At 34.7% G+C, this 15,243-nt stretch carries 15 protein-coding genes and 1 riboswitch; of the genes, 1 reads left to right on the plus strand and 14 read right to left on the minus strand.

All coding sequences use genetic code 11. The annotated features are described in order from the left end of the window. Positions 1-96: 96 nt before the first annotated feature. The 10 genes from AAYQ05_RS15700 to AAYQ05_RS15745 all read right to left on the minus strand — a co-directional run bounded on the left by AAYQ05_RS15700 (position 97) and on the right by AAYQ05_RS15745 (position 11,154). Positions 97-357, minus strand: coding sequence for a hypothetical protein (locus tag AAYQ05_RS15700; protein ID WP_343544363.1), 261 nt, complete (start codon positions 355-357; stop codon positions 97-99). Between the two features lie 18 nt (positions 358-375). Further along, positions 376-1,380 (minus strand): homocysteine S-methyltransferase family protein, encoded by a 1,005-nt coding sequence (locus tag AAYQ05_RS15705; RefSeq protein WP_343544364.1) that lies wholly within the window; start codon positions 1,378-1,380, stop codon positions 376-378. Positions 1,381-1,722: 342 nt separating this feature from the next. Further along, a riboswitch (SAM riboswitch) is annotated at positions 1,723-1,839 on the minus strand. Between the two features lie 360 nt (positions 1,840-2,199). Then, positions 2,200-3,252, minus strand: a complete 1,053-nt coding sequence (locus tag AAYQ05_RS15710) for an NAD(P)/FAD-dependent oxidoreductase (RefSeq protein WP_177211081.1) — start codon at positions 3,250-3,252, stop codon at positions 2,200-2,202. 97 nt (positions 3,253-3,349) lie between these two features. Beyond that, positions 3,350-3,931, minus strand: a complete 582-nt coding sequence (locus AAYQ05_RS15715) for a precorrin-2 dehydrogenase/sirohydrochlorin ferrochelatase family protein (RefSeq protein ID WP_091493804.1) — start codon at positions 3,929-3,931, stop codon at positions 3,350-3,352. Between the two features lie 122 nt (positions 3,932-4,053). Then, positions 4,054-4,827 carry a uroporphyrinogen-III C-methyltransferase gene (gene cobA, locus AAYQ05_RS15720; protein ID WP_343544365.1) on the minus strand — a complete coding sequence of 258 codons (774 nt, stop codon included), beginning with the start codon at positions 4,825-4,827 and terminating at the stop codon, positions 4,054-4,056. Next, positions 4,820-6,910, minus strand: coding sequence for a ferredoxin-like domain-containing protein (locus AAYQ05_RS15725; RefSeq protein ID WP_343544366.1), 2,091 nt, complete (start codon positions 6,908-6,910; stop codon positions 4,820-4,822). Before AAYQ05_RS15725 ends, cobA begins: the two co-directional genes overlap by 8 nt. A 163-nt stretch (positions 6,911-7,073) precedes the next feature. Then, entirely contained in the window at positions 7,074-8,318 is a 1,245-nt protein-coding gene (locus AAYQ05_RS15730; protein WP_343544413.1) for a sulfate adenylyltransferase subunit 1, read from the minus strand. 151 nt (positions 8,319-8,469) lie between these two features. Next, positions 8,470-9,369 carry a sulfate adenylyltransferase subunit CysD gene (gene cysD, locus AAYQ05_RS15735; protein WP_008466601.1) on the minus strand — a complete coding sequence of 300 codons (900 nt, stop codon included), beginning with the start codon at positions 9,367-9,369 and terminating at the stop codon, positions 8,470-8,472. 146 nt (positions 9,370-9,515) lie between these two features. Then, positions 9,516-10,226, minus strand: coding sequence for a phosphoadenylyl-sulfate reductase (locus AAYQ05_RS15740; RefSeq protein ID WP_343544367.1), 711 nt, complete (start codon positions 10,224-10,226; stop codon positions 9,516-9,518). Between the two features lie 25 nt (positions 10,227-10,251). Continuing rightward, a complete protein-coding gene (locus AAYQ05_RS15745) occupies positions 10,252-11,154 on the minus strand; it encodes a sulfite exporter TauE/SafE family protein (RefSeq protein ID WP_343544368.1) in 903 nt (300 codons plus the stop codon). A 312-nt stretch (positions 11,155-11,466) separates the two neighbouring features. On the opposite strand from AAYQ05_RS15745, the gene AAYQ05_RS15750 reads away from it, so the two are divergent. Further along, complete coding sequence (locus AAYQ05_RS15750; RefSeq protein ID WP_343544369.1) at positions 11,467-12,249, plus strand: sulfite exporter TauE/SafE family protein; 783 nt, start codon at positions 11,467-11,469, stop codon at positions 12,247-12,249. 71 nt (positions 12,250-12,320) lie between these two features. Here AAYQ05_RS15750 and AAYQ05_RS15755 read toward each other — a convergent pair whose 3' ends face one another. The 4 genes from AAYQ05_RS15755 to AAYQ05_RS15770 all read right to left on the minus strand — a co-directional run bounded on the left by AAYQ05_RS15755 (position 12,321) and on the right by AAYQ05_RS15770 (position 15,239). Then, the gene (locus tag AAYQ05_RS15755) at positions 12,321-12,731 is read right to left on the minus strand and encodes an RrF2 family transcriptional regulator (RefSeq protein ID WP_008466594.1); all 411 of its coding nucleotides are present in this window, start codon (positions 12,729-12,731) and stop codon (positions 12,321-12,323) included. 156 nt (positions 12,732-12,887) lie between these two features. Beyond that, a complete protein-coding gene (locus tag AAYQ05_RS15760; protein ID WP_343544370.1) occupies positions 12,888-13,391 on the minus strand; it encodes an RDD family protein in 504 nt (167 codons plus the stop codon). Positions 13,392-13,464: 73 nt separating this feature from the next. Next, positions 13,465-13,971 carry an alpha/beta hydrolase gene (locus AAYQ05_RS15765; protein WP_343544371.1) on the minus strand — a complete coding sequence of 169 codons (507 nt, stop codon included), beginning with the start codon at positions 13,969-13,971 and terminating at the stop codon, positions 13,465-13,467. A 95-nt stretch (positions 13,972-14,066) separates the two neighbouring features. Beyond that, positions 14,067-15,239 carry a trans-sulfuration enzyme family protein gene (locus AAYQ05_RS15770; RefSeq protein WP_198854634.1) on the minus strand — a complete coding sequence of 391 codons (1,173 nt, stop codon included), beginning with the start codon at positions 15,237-15,239 and terminating at the stop codon, positions 14,067-14,069. Positions 15,240-15,243 lie beyond the last annotated feature (4 nt).

Here is a 15,243-nt window from a genome sequence, read left to right on the forward strand (position 1 = left end):
AAGTTACTGAGATTCTAAGATGCTTAGATTCTGAGTTTTTTTATTCTATTTCTTTCCTGCAAGGTTTTTAAAATCTTGTAGGCATACTATTTACTTTTAATCAATAAAAACATGCTTCTCAAATCCTCCATAAAATACCTTTTCTATCCATGTCTTAAACTCTAAATTTGTCGTAATAGGATATATTTTACCATTACTTTCTATTTTGAATTTTTCGTTATTATCAATCTTGTTTCTAATAATTTTTAATTCAGAAACACAATATAAATATGGACTCGCCGTATCATACCAATTTGAATTCAGAAAAGCTTTAAAAATTTCCCCATCTTCTGAATAAACAATATGCTCTCCGTCCATTTTTAATAATGATTATATTTATTCAAAAACCGGTGCCACTCTCGGCTTATAATCCTTCGCAGCCTCAGCAATCAATCGAATATGATCTGGAGTTGTTCCGCAACAACCACCAATGATATTAATCAAATTATCATCCAAATATTCCTTTATCAGCACTTGCATTTCTTCTGGTGTTTCGTCGTATTGTCCGAAAGCGTTTGGCAATCCTGCATTTGGATGAGCCGAAACATTAAATTGTGTATGCTGTGATAATGTTTTTAAATAGGGTTTCAACAAATCGGCTCCAAGGGCGCAATTGAATCCTACGCTTAATAATGGAATATGAGAAACTGAAATCAAAAACGCTTCAACTGTTTGTCCTGAAAGCGTTCTTCCAGAAGCATCTGTAATTGTTCCTGAAACCATGATTGGAATATCAAGATTGCGTTCTTCTTTTACCTCTTCGATTGCAAAAAGTGCGGCTTTTGCATTTAATGTATCGAAGATTGTTTCTACCAAAAGCAAATGACAACCACCATCCATTAAGGCCTCGACTTGTTGTTTGTATGCAATTCGTAAATCGTCAAATGTTACGGCTCTGTAACCAGGATCGTTTACATCTGGTGACATACTTGCCGTTCTATTTGTTGGTCCGATTGAACCAGCTACGAAACGTGGTTTGTCAGGATTTTTAGCGGTAAACTCATCGGCTACTTCTCTTGCGATTTTTGCCGATTCGTAGTTTAACTCGTAAACCAAATCTTCCATGTGATAATCGGCCATACCGATTGTCGTTCCTGAGAAGGTATTGGTTTCTACAATGTCAGCACCTGCTTCATAATATGCGGCGTGTACATCGCGAATCGCTTGTGGTTGTGTTAGGGATAGTAAATCGTTGTTTCCTTTTAACGGATGCGGGAAATCTTTGAAACGCTCTCCTCTGAAATCTTCTTCTGAGAAATTATAGCGTTGCAACATTGTTCCCATTGCTCCATCAAGGATTAGGATATTTTTTTTTATTGCTTCTTGAATTGTTATTGCCATGTCTTCTTTTTTTAGCTTCTGAGATACTGAGAGTCTAAGATGCTAAGTTTTTTTATTTAATTGTATTTCCGATTTAAACCCGACAGGTTTTTAAAACCTGTCGGGTTTAACCTTCGATATTTTTTTTCACATTAATTCCAAAAATGCACTATTGCTGGCTCATTAGCCCCGATTGAAGTGGAAATCCTTTTGATTTTTTCTTTAAAAAATCAAAAGATTGCAACGTAAAGCGGGAACTACTGACTGCAAAAATGCGCCAATGATTCGCTCCTGATACAGAATCTGTTTCAGTAAATATTATATGTTATCGAGAAAAGTTTTGAGAAATACGAGTATGTATTTGTGTTATCTATCTTTAATACTGGAAAATGTCGTATAAAGTAGAATTTAGCACCTTCTTTATGATAAAGGGTTGCTAAGGTTTCATCGGGTCTATCCCTCCGCCTTTCGTGATAACGAACAATAATTTTAAGAACAGTGCAAAGGTATGAAATAGGCTTTCGATTTGCAAATGTTTTTTTTTCTAAGGTTCTGAGGGACTTAGGCGCTAAGGTTCTTAGGTTTTATCTTTTGGTTGATTTAGCTCCGGAGGAGCATAATATTTATAGAAAACAATCTACACAACGCAAAAGCTCCAGCGGAGCGACATATATTTCGCTCCGCTGGAGCTTTTGCAAACGAATAATTTCTTTTCTATAAATATGTCATCCCTCTAGGATTATTCATGGTAATTAAAAAAGCCCAAACTTTAAAAAGTTTGGGCTTTACAATATTTAAAAATCTTAGCGCCTTAGTCCCTTAGAACCTCAGCACCTCAGATTAAACAATCGCCTTCACAACTGCTTTTGGCGCTTCTTTACGAGTTCCGTCGAAACCATCTACACCTGAAACCGTTGTATATTTCAATACATATTTTTTACCTGGGTTGATGATTGAATAAGCAGCTTGGCACATTAAAGTTGCTTCGTGGAAACCACAAAGAATCAACTTTAATTTTCCTGGGTATGTATTTACGTCTCCAATTGCGAAGATTCCAGGAATGTTAGTTTGGTAATCTAATGCATTATTTACTTTAATAGCATTTTTCTCTATTTCTAATCCCCAGTCTCCAATTGGACCTAATTTTGGTGTTAATCCGAAAAGCGGAATGAAATAATCGCAGTCGATTTTACGGTGCGCTCCATTTTCTTCGATGTCTAATGACTCAACATGCTCAGCACCATTGATTCCGATAACTTCTGCTGGAGTAATTAATTTAATTTTTCCAGCTGATTTTAATTCCTGTACTTTTTCTACTGAATCTAAAGCTCCTCTGAATTCGTTTCTTCTGTGAATTAAAGTTACTTCTGAAGCTACATTTGCTAAGAAGATGCTCCAGTCCAAAGCTGAATCTCCTCCTCCTGCAATAACAACTCTTTTATCTCTGAATTTCTCAGGATTTTTGATGAAGTATTTCACTCCTTTATCTTCATAAAACTCGATATCTTCGATAAGTGGTTTACGAGGCTCAAAACTTCCTAAACCTCCAGCAATTGCAATAACTGGCGCGTGGAATTTAGTTCCTTTGTTTGATGTTACAATGAAAGTTCCGTCTTCTTGTTTTTCAACTGTTTCAGCACGTTCTCCTAAAGTAAAACCTGGTTCAAATTGTTTGATTTGCTCCATTAATCCGTCAACTAAATCTCCTGCCAATACTTCTGGAAATCCAGGAATATCATAAATTGGCTTTTTTGGATATAACTCTGATAGTTGTCCTCCCGGTTGTGGAAGAGCATCTAAAATGTGGCATTTTAATTTTAACAATCCTGCCTCAAATACGGCAAATAAACCTGTTGGGCCTGCTCCAATTATAAGTATATCTGTTTTAATCATTATGTTGTTGTTTATAATCATTCTTAATAACGCAAAGAAACGAATAAATCCTTGTACTTTCAATGATTTTTATCATTAATTTCTTTCCGAAACTTTTTTACTCTTTATTTTTTAATGAAGAGGTAATCTCATTCATTCTTTTTACCTTTTCTTCAAAATTGCCTTTTAAGGTTTTTCGATATTCATTCAGATTTTCAACCATTTGGTTAATATCTTCTGGAATTACTTCTTCAAAAAACTCTCGAAGCCTTTTGGCTGTTGTTGGTGATTTTCCGTTTGTTGAAATGGCAATTTTTACATTTCCTTTTGTTACAATTCCGCCAAGATAATAATCACATAAATCTGGTGTATCAGCTATATTGCAAATCAAATAGCGTTTTCTTGCTAAATCGTAAACCTTTTTATTTACTTTCAAATCGTCTGTACAGGCAATTACCATATGACGCTTTTTAAGCATTTTCTTTTTAAACTTTTTTTCCGTCAATTTAATTGAAGGATGTTTTTCTGCTAAAACCTTAATTTCTAAATGAAAATCAGGTGCAACTACCTCAACATTAGCATTCGGACTTGACTTTAGCAAGAAGGAAAGCTTTTCTAGACCTACATTTCCTCCACCTACAATCAAGACATTTAAATTGTGAAGTTTTAGAAATATTGGATATAATTCGTTTTGTTCCATTTTAATCTTTTTTCATCTAATCAAAATTAGAATAACCAATGAGATGTTCCTAACGGAACATTAATATTAACTTGGAAACATTTTTTTTTCTACCGATCAGATGTTCCTAACGGAACATAATTCTACCTAATTTCTTCTTTTGATAGAAATTCTTCGTAAAATCCTTTTAGTTTATTGCTTTCTCTCACAACTTCTCCAAGAACAATAATAGCTGGCGAACCTAATTCTTTTTGTTTTACAACTTCTAAAATCGAATCTACCGTTCCAACTCCTACTTTCTCTTCTGCTGTTGTTCCGTTTTGAATGATCGCAACAGGTAAATTTCCTTTATCTTCTTTTTGAAACAAATCAATAATTTGAGCCAATTTGTGCATTCCCATCAAAATCACCACTGTTGCTGATGATTTTGCTGCCAAAGCTACATCTGAAGATAATTTTCTATCAGAAGTTGTTCCGGTAATCGCCCAAAAGCTTTCTGAAACACCTCTTTTCGTAATTGAAATTCCCTGACTTGCGGGAACGGCAACTACTGATGAAATTCCGGGAACTACGATTGTTTCTATTCCGAAGCTCTCTGCAAAATCAATTTCTTCACCACCTCTTCCAAAAATAAATGGATCTCCGCCTTTTAATCGCACTACGTTTCCGTAAGTCAAAGCATTATCTACAATCAGTTGATTGATTTGATCTTGCGTGTAAGCATGATTTCCGATTCTTTTTCCAACAAAAATTCGGATGGCATTTTTTGGTGCGTAATCCAAAATTTCTTCGTTGGCCAAAGCGTCGTATAAAACCACATTAGCTTCAGCCAATGCTTTTACAGCTTTCAGCGTAAGTAAATCGGGATCGCCCGGACCTGCACCGACTAAAGTTATTTTGGGTTTTATATTAAGCATTTTCTAATTCCTGAGCTCTGAAAGTTTCGATTTTATCAAAGAAAACAGTTGCTTGTGCAATGTAACCTTTAGCGAAAGCTTCAGATGGTTCATTTTTATTGATTTGGTAAACCAAGTCTTTAAAAGTTGAGTTTAATTCTATTTTATTTGTGTCGATAAAAACAGTGTCAAACAAGTCTACGATTCCTGCGTGGTGATTTGTTTTTTGGTTTTCTGCCAATAACAATGCTTTTGCACCGTTTACAAATCCTGCGTAAGCATGGTAAATTGCATCTGACCATTTTTTCTCGTCGAAAGATTCTTGAGCCAAGATCAATTTCTCTTTAGCTTCAAACAATAATGTTGCAACTAAATCGATTACCACTCCGGCGCATTCTCCAACTCCAACTGCTTTTACATAGTTGTCTGCGTTACCCCAATCCACAAAATCTGCTTCTGTTAAATTGGTTACATCTGCAAAAGGTTTTAAGATTTCATAGAAATACTTTTCTCCTTTTGTATCATAATAATCAAGGAATTTTTGTCCGCTTCCGTTAGCATCAAAATCATTTAAGATCGTACGCAATGCATCTGGACCTCTACGACTCGGTACTTTGATTACTTTATCAGCAAAACGTCCTGCTCCATTTCCTAATCTTCCTCCACCCAATAAAACCTGTAAAGCCGGAGCAACCAATTTTCCTGAGTTGATAGACATTCCTTGGAATCCAATTGCAGACATATTGTGTTGTCCGCAGGCATTCATACAACCCGAGATTTTAATTTCGATTTCGCGGTTATTTAAATACTGAGGATATTCAGCACTTAAAACTCTTTCTAATTCTTCTGCAATACCGGTACTACTTGCAATCCCCAAGTTGCAAGTATCAGTACCCGGACATGCCGTAATATCTCCAACTGAATTATATCCTAATTGAACAAAGTCAAGTTTGGCTAATTCTTGATAAAAGAAAGGTAAATTTTCCTCTTTTACGTGACGTATTACAATATTTTGACGCAATGAAAAACGTAGTTCATTTGCTGCGTAATTTTTTATTAAAGCTGCTAATAATCTTGCTTTATCTGTATAAAAATCTCCTAATAAAACTTTGATACCGATAGCATAATAACCGTCTTGTTTCTGCTTGATTACATTCGATTTTTTCCACGCTTCATACGCTTCAGTATCTTCGATGGTAACTTGCGGAACTTCTAAAACTGGCTCTGGAATTGGACCATCAAAAGCAGTTGTATCAATTTCGTATGTTTCAAAAGCGATGGCTTTTTTCTCTTTTTCGACCAAATCAAGGAAAACATCTTTCCCCATTTCTTTGATTAAGAATTTCATACGCGCTTTCATTCTTTTAGCACGTTCTCCGTATCTATCAAAAATACGGATGATTCCTTCTGCTGTTGGAATGATTTCGTTTACCGGAACAAACTCCGAAAGCAATTCAGCATGCGCTGGCTGAGATCCTAAACCTCCTCCAAACATGATTTTGAAACCTTTTTGTCCGTCTTTAATTTTCGGAATAAATCCTAAATCGTGTAAATAACTCAAAGCAGTATCTTCGTCTGAAGAAGAGAACGAAATTTTGAATTTACGTCCCATTTCCTGACAGATTGGATTTCTTAGTAAGTATTGAAAAAGTCCGTGTGCATAAGGCGAAACATCAAATGGTTCGTTTACGTCAACACCCGCTAATTCGCTTCCTGTAATATTTCTAACTGTGTTTCCACAAGCTTCACGAAGCGTGATATCGTCTTTAGCCAAATCTGCCCAAAGTTCTGGCGTTCTGTCTAAACTAACATAATGAATCTGGATATCCTGACGCGTTGTAATGTGCAAACGTCCTGTAGAATATTCATCCGAAACTTGTGTGATACGCACTAATTGCTCGCTGGTAACTTTACCGTAAGGCAATTTGATACGAATCATTTGAACGCCTTCCTGACGCTGACCGTAGATTCCACGCGCTAAACGAAGACTACGAAAACGCTCATCATCAATTTTTCCTCCACGGAATAAGTGAATCTTTTTTTCTAATTCGATAATCTCCTTCTGAACTACCGGATTTTCTATTTCTGTTCTAAAACTTTCCATTTCTCTTTTTCGCTTTAGGCTTTAAGCTTTAGGCTATAAGCTTTTTAAACTTTGTGTTTTTCTTGCTTTAGGCTTTAGGCAATAAGCTATAAGCTTTTTTGCGTGCCTTTTTATACGTTTTTGCTAAAAGCTTAAAGCCTATAGCTTAAAGCTTACGGCAGGTTTACCTAATAAATCCTACTCCTGCTGTTGTGTTTGTTGCTGTATCAATTAAGATGAAAGCTCCGTTTGATTTGTTTTCGTTGTATGAATCAAAATATAACGGCTTGCTTAATTTGATCGTAACTTCTCCAATTTCGTTGATTGCCAATTGTGAAACTTCTGTCGTTCCTGAGTAATCAGTAGCAATTGTATTTTTGATGCTTTCTACTTTTGCTAAAACTCTGTTGGTATTATGTTGTACCAAATATTTAGTTCCCGCAACCAGTTTTTTACTGTCCATCCAGCAAACTGTTGTCGTGATATCTTTTTCAATTTTTGGAAGCTCATCTGATTTTACAATCATATCGCCTCTTGTTACATTGATGTCATTTTCTAATTCGATTGTGATTGAAGAACCTGCTGTAGCTTCGTCAAATGTTTTATCGAAAAAATGAATTTTAGATACTTTTGATTCTGTTAAAGAAGGAAGAACTGTTACAGCATCTCCAACTTTAATTGAGTTTCCGTATAATTTTCCAGCATAACCTCTAAAATCGTGGTATTCTTCAGTTTTTGGACGAATCACTGTTTGAACCGGAAAACGTGCTTTTCCTGCTTCGTAAACATCATGAGAATGTAACCCTTCTAAATGTTCTAAAACTGTTTGTCCTTCGTACCAAGGCATATCCTCAGATTTATCCACAACGTTTCCGCCGTTGATAGCGCTTAACGGAATGTAACTTACGTTTTGTTCTTTGAAAGTGCTTTTTGCATTTAAAGCCTCAAAATCAGCTTTGATTTTATTGAAAACTTCTTCTGAGTAATCTACTAAGTCCATTTTGTTGATGGCAACGATTACTTCTTTTACTCTCAATAAATTATTGATAAAAAAGTGACGGTATGTTTGCTCGATAACTCCTTTTCTGGCATCAATCAAAATGATAGAAACCTGAGAAGTCGAAGCTCCTGTAACCATGTTTCTGGTATATTCTACGTGACCTGGAGTATCGGCAATAATGTAACTTTTCTTTGCAGTCGAAAAATAAATATGCGCAACGTCAATTGTGATTCCTTGTTCTCTTTCTGCTACTAATCCGTCAGTTGCCAAAGAAAAATCAAGATAATCATATCCTTTTTGTTTACTGCTTTTTTCGATTGCTTCTATTTTATCAGTCGTCAATGATTTTGTATCGTACAATAATCTCCCAATCAAAGTACTTTTTCCGTCATCTACACTTCCTGCTGTTGCTATTTTTAAAACGTCCATCTTATTTTGTTTCAAGTTTTAAAAGTTTCAGGTTTCAAGTTTTCAACCTTACTTTTAAATATTTTGTTTTTTTTGAATCTTTGAATTTCACTCCGTTGTTAACCTCCTACGATCAACTTCTAACATCTAACTTTTAACTTCTTATTAAAAATTAAAAGTATCCTTGTTGTTTTCTCTTTTCCATTGCAGCTTCAGAACGTTTGTCATCGATTCTGGCTCCTCTTTCAGAAATGGTTGATGATCTGATTTCTCCAACTACTTCTTCGATAGTTGCTGCGTAAGATTCAACAGCTGCTGTACAACTCATATCTCCAACGGTTCTGAAGCGAACAATTCGTTCTTCGATTTGTTCGTCTTCTTCTTGGTACACAAAAGGAGAATGCGACCAGATTAAACCGTCTCTCAAAAAAACTTTTCTTTTATGTGAGAAATAGATTGACGGAATCTCGATTTTTTCTTTCTCGATATAACTCCAAACATCTAATTCTGTCCAGTTTGAAATTGGGAAAACACGAACGTTTTGTCCATTTTCAATTTTTCCATTTAAGATATCAAACAACTCAGGTCTCTGATTTTTTTCGTCCCATTGTCCGAAATCATCACGAACTGAGAAAATACGTTCTTTAGCTCTTGCTTTTTCTTCATCACGACGCGCGCCTCCAATACAAGCATCAAACTTAAATTCTTCAATTGCATCCAAAAGTGTTGTTGTTTGCAAACTGTTTCTACTTGAGTATTTACCAGTTTCTTCCACCACTTTTCCTTCATCAATAGCATCCTGAACATTACGAACGATCAACTCTAAACCTAATTCTTCTACCAATTTATCTCTGAAAGCAATGGTTTCAGGGAAATTATGTCCCGTATCAACGTGTAATAGAGGAAACGGAATCTTAGCAGGGAAAAATGCTTTTTGCGCTAAACGCACCAATGTAATAGAATCTTTTCCTCCTGAAAAAAGTAAAACCGGTTTGTCAAACTGTGAAATTACTTCTCTGAAAATGTATATCGCTTCACTCTCTAAAGCGTTTGTTTTTAATACTGAACTCATTGTTTTTTTGTTTGATATTTTGTGAGTTTCAAGTTTTAAGTTTCAGGTTTCAAGTTACCTGCTCTAAAAATCTCCACTCTTTATTCTATAATCTATATTCTATTCTCTAAAAAAGTCTTGCCTCTTGCTTCTTTCTTCTAAAAAGCCTACTCTTTCTTAGCACTGTGAAGCCCACACTCTTTATGGCTTGATTCCCACCACCATCTTCCGGCTCTGATATCTTCACCTGGAAAAATCGCTCTCGTACAAGGTGCGCATCCAATACTTACGAAACCTTGTTTGTGTAAAGCATTTTGAGGAACATTGTTCTCCGACAAATACGTTTCAACTTCTTCTAAAGTCCATTTTAGCAACGGATTGAATTTGATAATTTCGAAGTTTCCATCGTATTCAAACAAACTTAAATCATGCCTGTTCTCCGATTGTTCAGCTCTTAAACCTGTTATCCAAACTGAATTTCCTGCTAAAGCTTTTCTTAACGGAACCACTTTTCGAATAAAACAGCATTCTTTTCTGTTTTCAACTGAATCGTAAAAGCTGTTTGGCCCTTTTGTTTTCAGAAGATTTTCTACTGAAGCCGCTTCTGGAAAAAAAACTTCGATTGGTCTTTTGTATTTTTTTAATGTTTTATGAAAAACATCGTAAGTTTCCTGAAATAATCTTCCTGTGTCTAAAGTAAATACCGCAATATCAGTATTGCTTTTTGCTATAAAATCGGTAATTACCTGATCTTCCTGACCAAAAGAAGTCGAAAAAATTACTTTTCCTGGAAACTCTTTTGCTAAAAAAACTAAGGTTTCGTCAAGCGAAAGGGCTGCAGTTTTCTCTAATAATTCTTGTACAATAATCGCACTCATAATCTCTCCTTTCTAAAATTATCTTTTACAATAATTTAGATAATGTTTTTAAACTCAATATTATAATTAGAACTCCAACCGCAACCATCATTGGTTTTCTTTTGATTCTATTTACCAAATAAGCTGCTATTGGGGCTGAAATAACTCCTCCTAAAATCAATCCGATAATGATCTGCCAGCCGTGAATTCCACCAAAAAGCATGAAAGTGATTCCACTAGCAAATGAAATCGCAAATTCAGCCGCATTTACAGACCCAATGGTATATTTCGGGTTTCTTCCTCTTCCTAATAACGTTGAAGTCACAATTGGCCCCCAGCCTCCTCCTCCAACAGAATCCATAAAACCTCCAAACACTGCCAAAACTCCAAGTTTTTTTGTTTTCTTTTTTACAACACTTTTTCTAAGAGCCTTTCTGATAATTACAACTGCCAGAATAATCATGTAAACCGCAATAAATGGTTTAATAATATCTCCGTCAATGACATCTGACAATAAATAAGCCCCTGTAATTGATCCTAAAACTCCTGGAATCAATAAATGTTTAACCAATTTTTTATTGATGTTTCCAAAGCGGTGGTGCGAAAGCGCCGATGCTCCTGTGGTAAACATCTCTGAAACGTGAACTGCCGTACTGCTCAAAACTGGCGATACTCCATAAGCCAATAAAAATGATGTAGAAGTAGCTCCATACCCCATTCCTAAAGCGCCATCTACTAATTGTGCAAAAACACCAATTAAGAAAAACGCTAAAAGATTTTCATCAAATCCCTGAACAAAACCATCCCACGAAAATTCGGCGTGATGATTATAAATTAATGTAACTGCCAAACCTAACAACAAAACAACAGGTATTACAACCCACAATTTTTCCTTTAATAAAGAATCAGACTTTACTATAGCGTTGTTTAACTTAAGTTCATTTTCCATATTTTAAGAATTGTTTTTTTACTCTTAAAAATCCATTACCCTATCGGCTTAGTAGATTACTTTGCAAAAGTACTATATATTTCGAAATATCAAAACAATATATTTACTTTTTTACATTAGCTATAGTCTTATAAACCAAGTTAAAAGAGATTTAAAAAGGAATTAGTGATTATTTTAACAAATTAAATGCTGCCTCTTGTTATTTTAACAACACGCTTCAATTTTGTGATCCGCAAAAATACACATTTAATCTCTACAAAATCTATAGGATAATTATAAAATTGTTATTATTTTAGCGGCAAATATTTTTTCATGGATTTTCAGATCGGTCTTGTAATTGCAGGTTTAGTAGTTGGTTTTATTGTCGGATTAACAGGTGTTGGTGGAGGCTCATTAATGACTCCTATTTTATTATATTTTAATATTCCGCCAACAACCGCAGTAGGAACCGATTTATTGTACGCTGCGTTTACTAAAGCAGGTGGTGTTTTTGTTCACAATAAAAAAGGCAATATCAACTGGAAAATTACAGGCTGGCTCACTCTTGGCAGTGTTCCCGCTTCTTTAATCACATTATGGATTTTAAACAGTATTAAAACTGATATTGAAACTATAAATGGCGTTATTAAATATAGTTTAGGCTGGGCTTTATTGTTTACTTCGGTAGCGATTATATTCAAAAAGAAACTTTTAGTTTTTTCTCAAAAACATGCTGGAGATAAATTTCATAGCGCAAGTACCACTCAAAATATGCTTACAATTGCAATTGGAGTTTTACTAGGTGCAACTGTAACTTTAACTTCTATTGGAGCGGGAGCGCTAGGAACTGTAACTCTATTTTTTCTTTATCCGCTTTTACCAACTCCTCGTTTAGTAGGAACTGAAATTGCACACGCTGTTCCATTAACCCTAGTTGCAGGTCTTGGGCATGCTTCTATGGGAAATTTAGATTTAGGTTTATTAGGTCAATTATTAATGGGATCGCTTCCTGGAATCTATATGGGAAGTATGCTAAGCGGAAAAGTACCTGATCAGTTTCTTAGAAATGCAATCGCAGTAATGCTTTTCTTAGCTGGGTATAAATTGATTTTCTAATACATCATAAATAGAAAAAAGACCATTTCAAATTCAGAAATGGTCTTTTGTTTTATAAATAATAGCATTTCCTAAAATGCAATATCTGCCAGAGAATTACTTTCTAATATCTTAAGTGTATTATCACGAACTTCCGTCATTAAACGTCGTGCTGCACAAGTGGATTCGTCATCGCAATCATCACATCTTTCATAAAAATTATGACTCGCGCAAGGCAATAATGCTATGGGTCCCTCAAGAATTCTGTATACTTTAGCCATACTAATATCTTTAGGATCTTTTATCAGATAATACCCCCCACCTTTTCCTTTTTTTGCACCAAGAAAACCTGAATTTCTAAGCAACAACAAAATACTTTCCAGAAATTTTATCGAAATATGCTCGCTTTTAGCAATTTCGGCAATTTGCACAGGTTCATTATTTTCTCTTCTGGCTAAATATGTAAGAGCTTTAATTCCGTATTTTGTCTTTTTTGAAAGCATTTTTAAGTTTTAGATTGTAACTGCAAATTCTAGTTCCGATAATTAGCAAAATGAACTAAAACAAACAATACGTATATTTTCTGCAACAAAAATAATCTTTTTAAATGAGAATATAACAGATCCAAACTTATATTCTACTAAATTAGTATAGTTTAATTAATTTGCCTCTTCTACACCTATTAAATTGAATTCATGAAACGTTTTTATTTCTTCATCCAAAGCCTTCTTACTTACAACATAGGTCTCTGATATCGAATCATGCCAACCTCTAGAGCCTCCCAAAAAAGTTAGAGCGTCAAAAGGAATACATCGGCATAAGCTTCTTTTAACAATTGTTCCAAAATCTGGTTTCTTACCATTTTCATCTACAACAATACAACCTGTAGCAAATTTCCCTACAGTTCTTCCAAATAAAGCTTCCATAGTAATATAATAAACTAGAGAAACTACAATAGCAATGACATTCCACCCTAAATCGCCTAAACCATCCATCCATGCTGCTAATCCTGTAAGCCCAAATAATGCAGAAAGAATACCTATCATTGCACCAATTGCAATCAGGATTATAAAAAATATAAAAAGATCAATTATGTAATTTAAAAAACGTGCCCCTGCAGACACTAATAATTTGTCATCTAAAACGTAAGTAGAATTGCTCATATGCAATTAATTGTTAGTTAAACTTTTGGTTATAATTTTAGTCGCAACAAAAATATAATTTTTAAGTAAAAAACTACAAAAAATCATCACAAATTAGAGATGCATTTTCTTTTTCCATATACAATTGATGATTTTGACTTTCAAGAATCTCATTGGGAATTTTTAGATCCAGAAACCAGCTTGAATTTGGCACATTTTTGTCTTTATCGCCATAATAAAGTTTTATACTGCAATTAGGTTTTTCTTCCTCATAACGCAATCTTGTCGAAGAGACAGCTACTAACTCGCTAACTTTTAAACCTCTTAAGCAAGCTTTCCAAGCAATTGTTCCACCAATGCTAAAACCTAAAACTGAGGCATTTTCCCTCTCCAAATCCAATAAGTTATTTACAGCTTTTTCAATTCCGCCATTCAAAAATTGATTATGGATTTCATCACTTGAAGAATCAATCTGAGCTAATTTTAAAACATCATAATATTGAACATCAAATTTAAGTTCTAAAATTTCGATATAATTCTGAATCCATTCAGGATTGCCTCCAAACAAATCTGACAGAAAAAGCAATCTTGGTTTTTTCATATATTGTAAAACTAAATTAAGAAGAGTGATTCTTTCAATAACAAAGAAAGGGCTATTTCAAAAAAACAGCCCTTCAAAAATATTATATTTTATGTTTAAGCCAATGCTTGCTTTAAATCTGCAATTACATCTTCAACCGTTTCTAAACCAACAGAAACACGAACTAAACCTTGCGTGATTCCTACTGCCAATTGATCTTCTTCAGATAATTTGCTGTGTGTTGTAGAAGCTGGATGAGTTACAATTGTTCTCGTATCTCCAATATTTGCAGATAATGAGCAAAGTTGAATTGAATTCAAGAATTTTCTTCCTGCTTCGATTCCGCCTTTAATTTCAAATGCAATGATGTTTCCACCAGCTTTCATTTGTTTTTTAGCAATTTCGTATTGTGGATGCGATTTCAAGAACGGATATTTTACGCTGTTTACATTCGGGTGACTTTCTAAAAACTCAGCAACTTTTAATGCATTTTCGCAATGTCTGTCAACGCGAACAGCCAATGTTTCTAAACTTTTTGAAAGAACCCAAGCATTAAACGGTGATAAAGCTGGTCCTGTATTTCTAGAAAACAAATAAATCTGTCTGATTAATTCTGCATCTCCAACTGTTACTCCGCCTAAAACGCGTCCTTGACCATCAATCAATTTAGTAGCTGAATGAATCACCAAATGCGCTCCAAATTTAATTGGCTGCTGTAAATATGGCGTTGCAAAACAATTATCTATAATTAAAATCAAATTGTGCTTTTTAGCAATATTTCCTAACAATTCTAAATCGATTACATCAACTCCAGGGTTTGTTGGAGATTCGGCGTATAATATTTTAGTATTTGGCTTAATGAAACTTTCTATTGTTTCCGGCTTATTAATTTCGAAATAAGAAGTTTCGATATTCCATTTTGGAAAATAAGTCATGAACAAAGCGTGAGTTGAACCAAAAACACTGCTCGCAGAAACAATATGATCTCCAGAGTTTAACAAAGCGGCAAAAGTAGAATATACTGCTGCCATTCCTGTTGCAAATGCATAACCAGAATCGGCTCCTTCCATTTTGCAGATCTTGTCTACAAACTCCGAAGTGTTTGGATTGCTAAAACGGCTGTAAATATTTCTTTCCTTTTCTTCTGTAAAAGAAGCTCTCATATCTTCAGCATCTTCAAAAACAAAGCTTGATGAAAGGTACAAAGGCACCGAATGTTCTAAATATTGAGATCTTTCTAATTGTGTTCTGATGGCTTGTGTTTCAAAACCAAATTCTTCTGTATTCATTGTG

This window comes from Flavobacterium movens (assembly GCF_039581425.1).
Classification (GTDB): domain Bacteria; phylum Bacteroidota; class Bacteroidia; order Flavobacteriales; family Flavobacteriaceae; genus Flavobacterium; species Flavobacterium luteolum.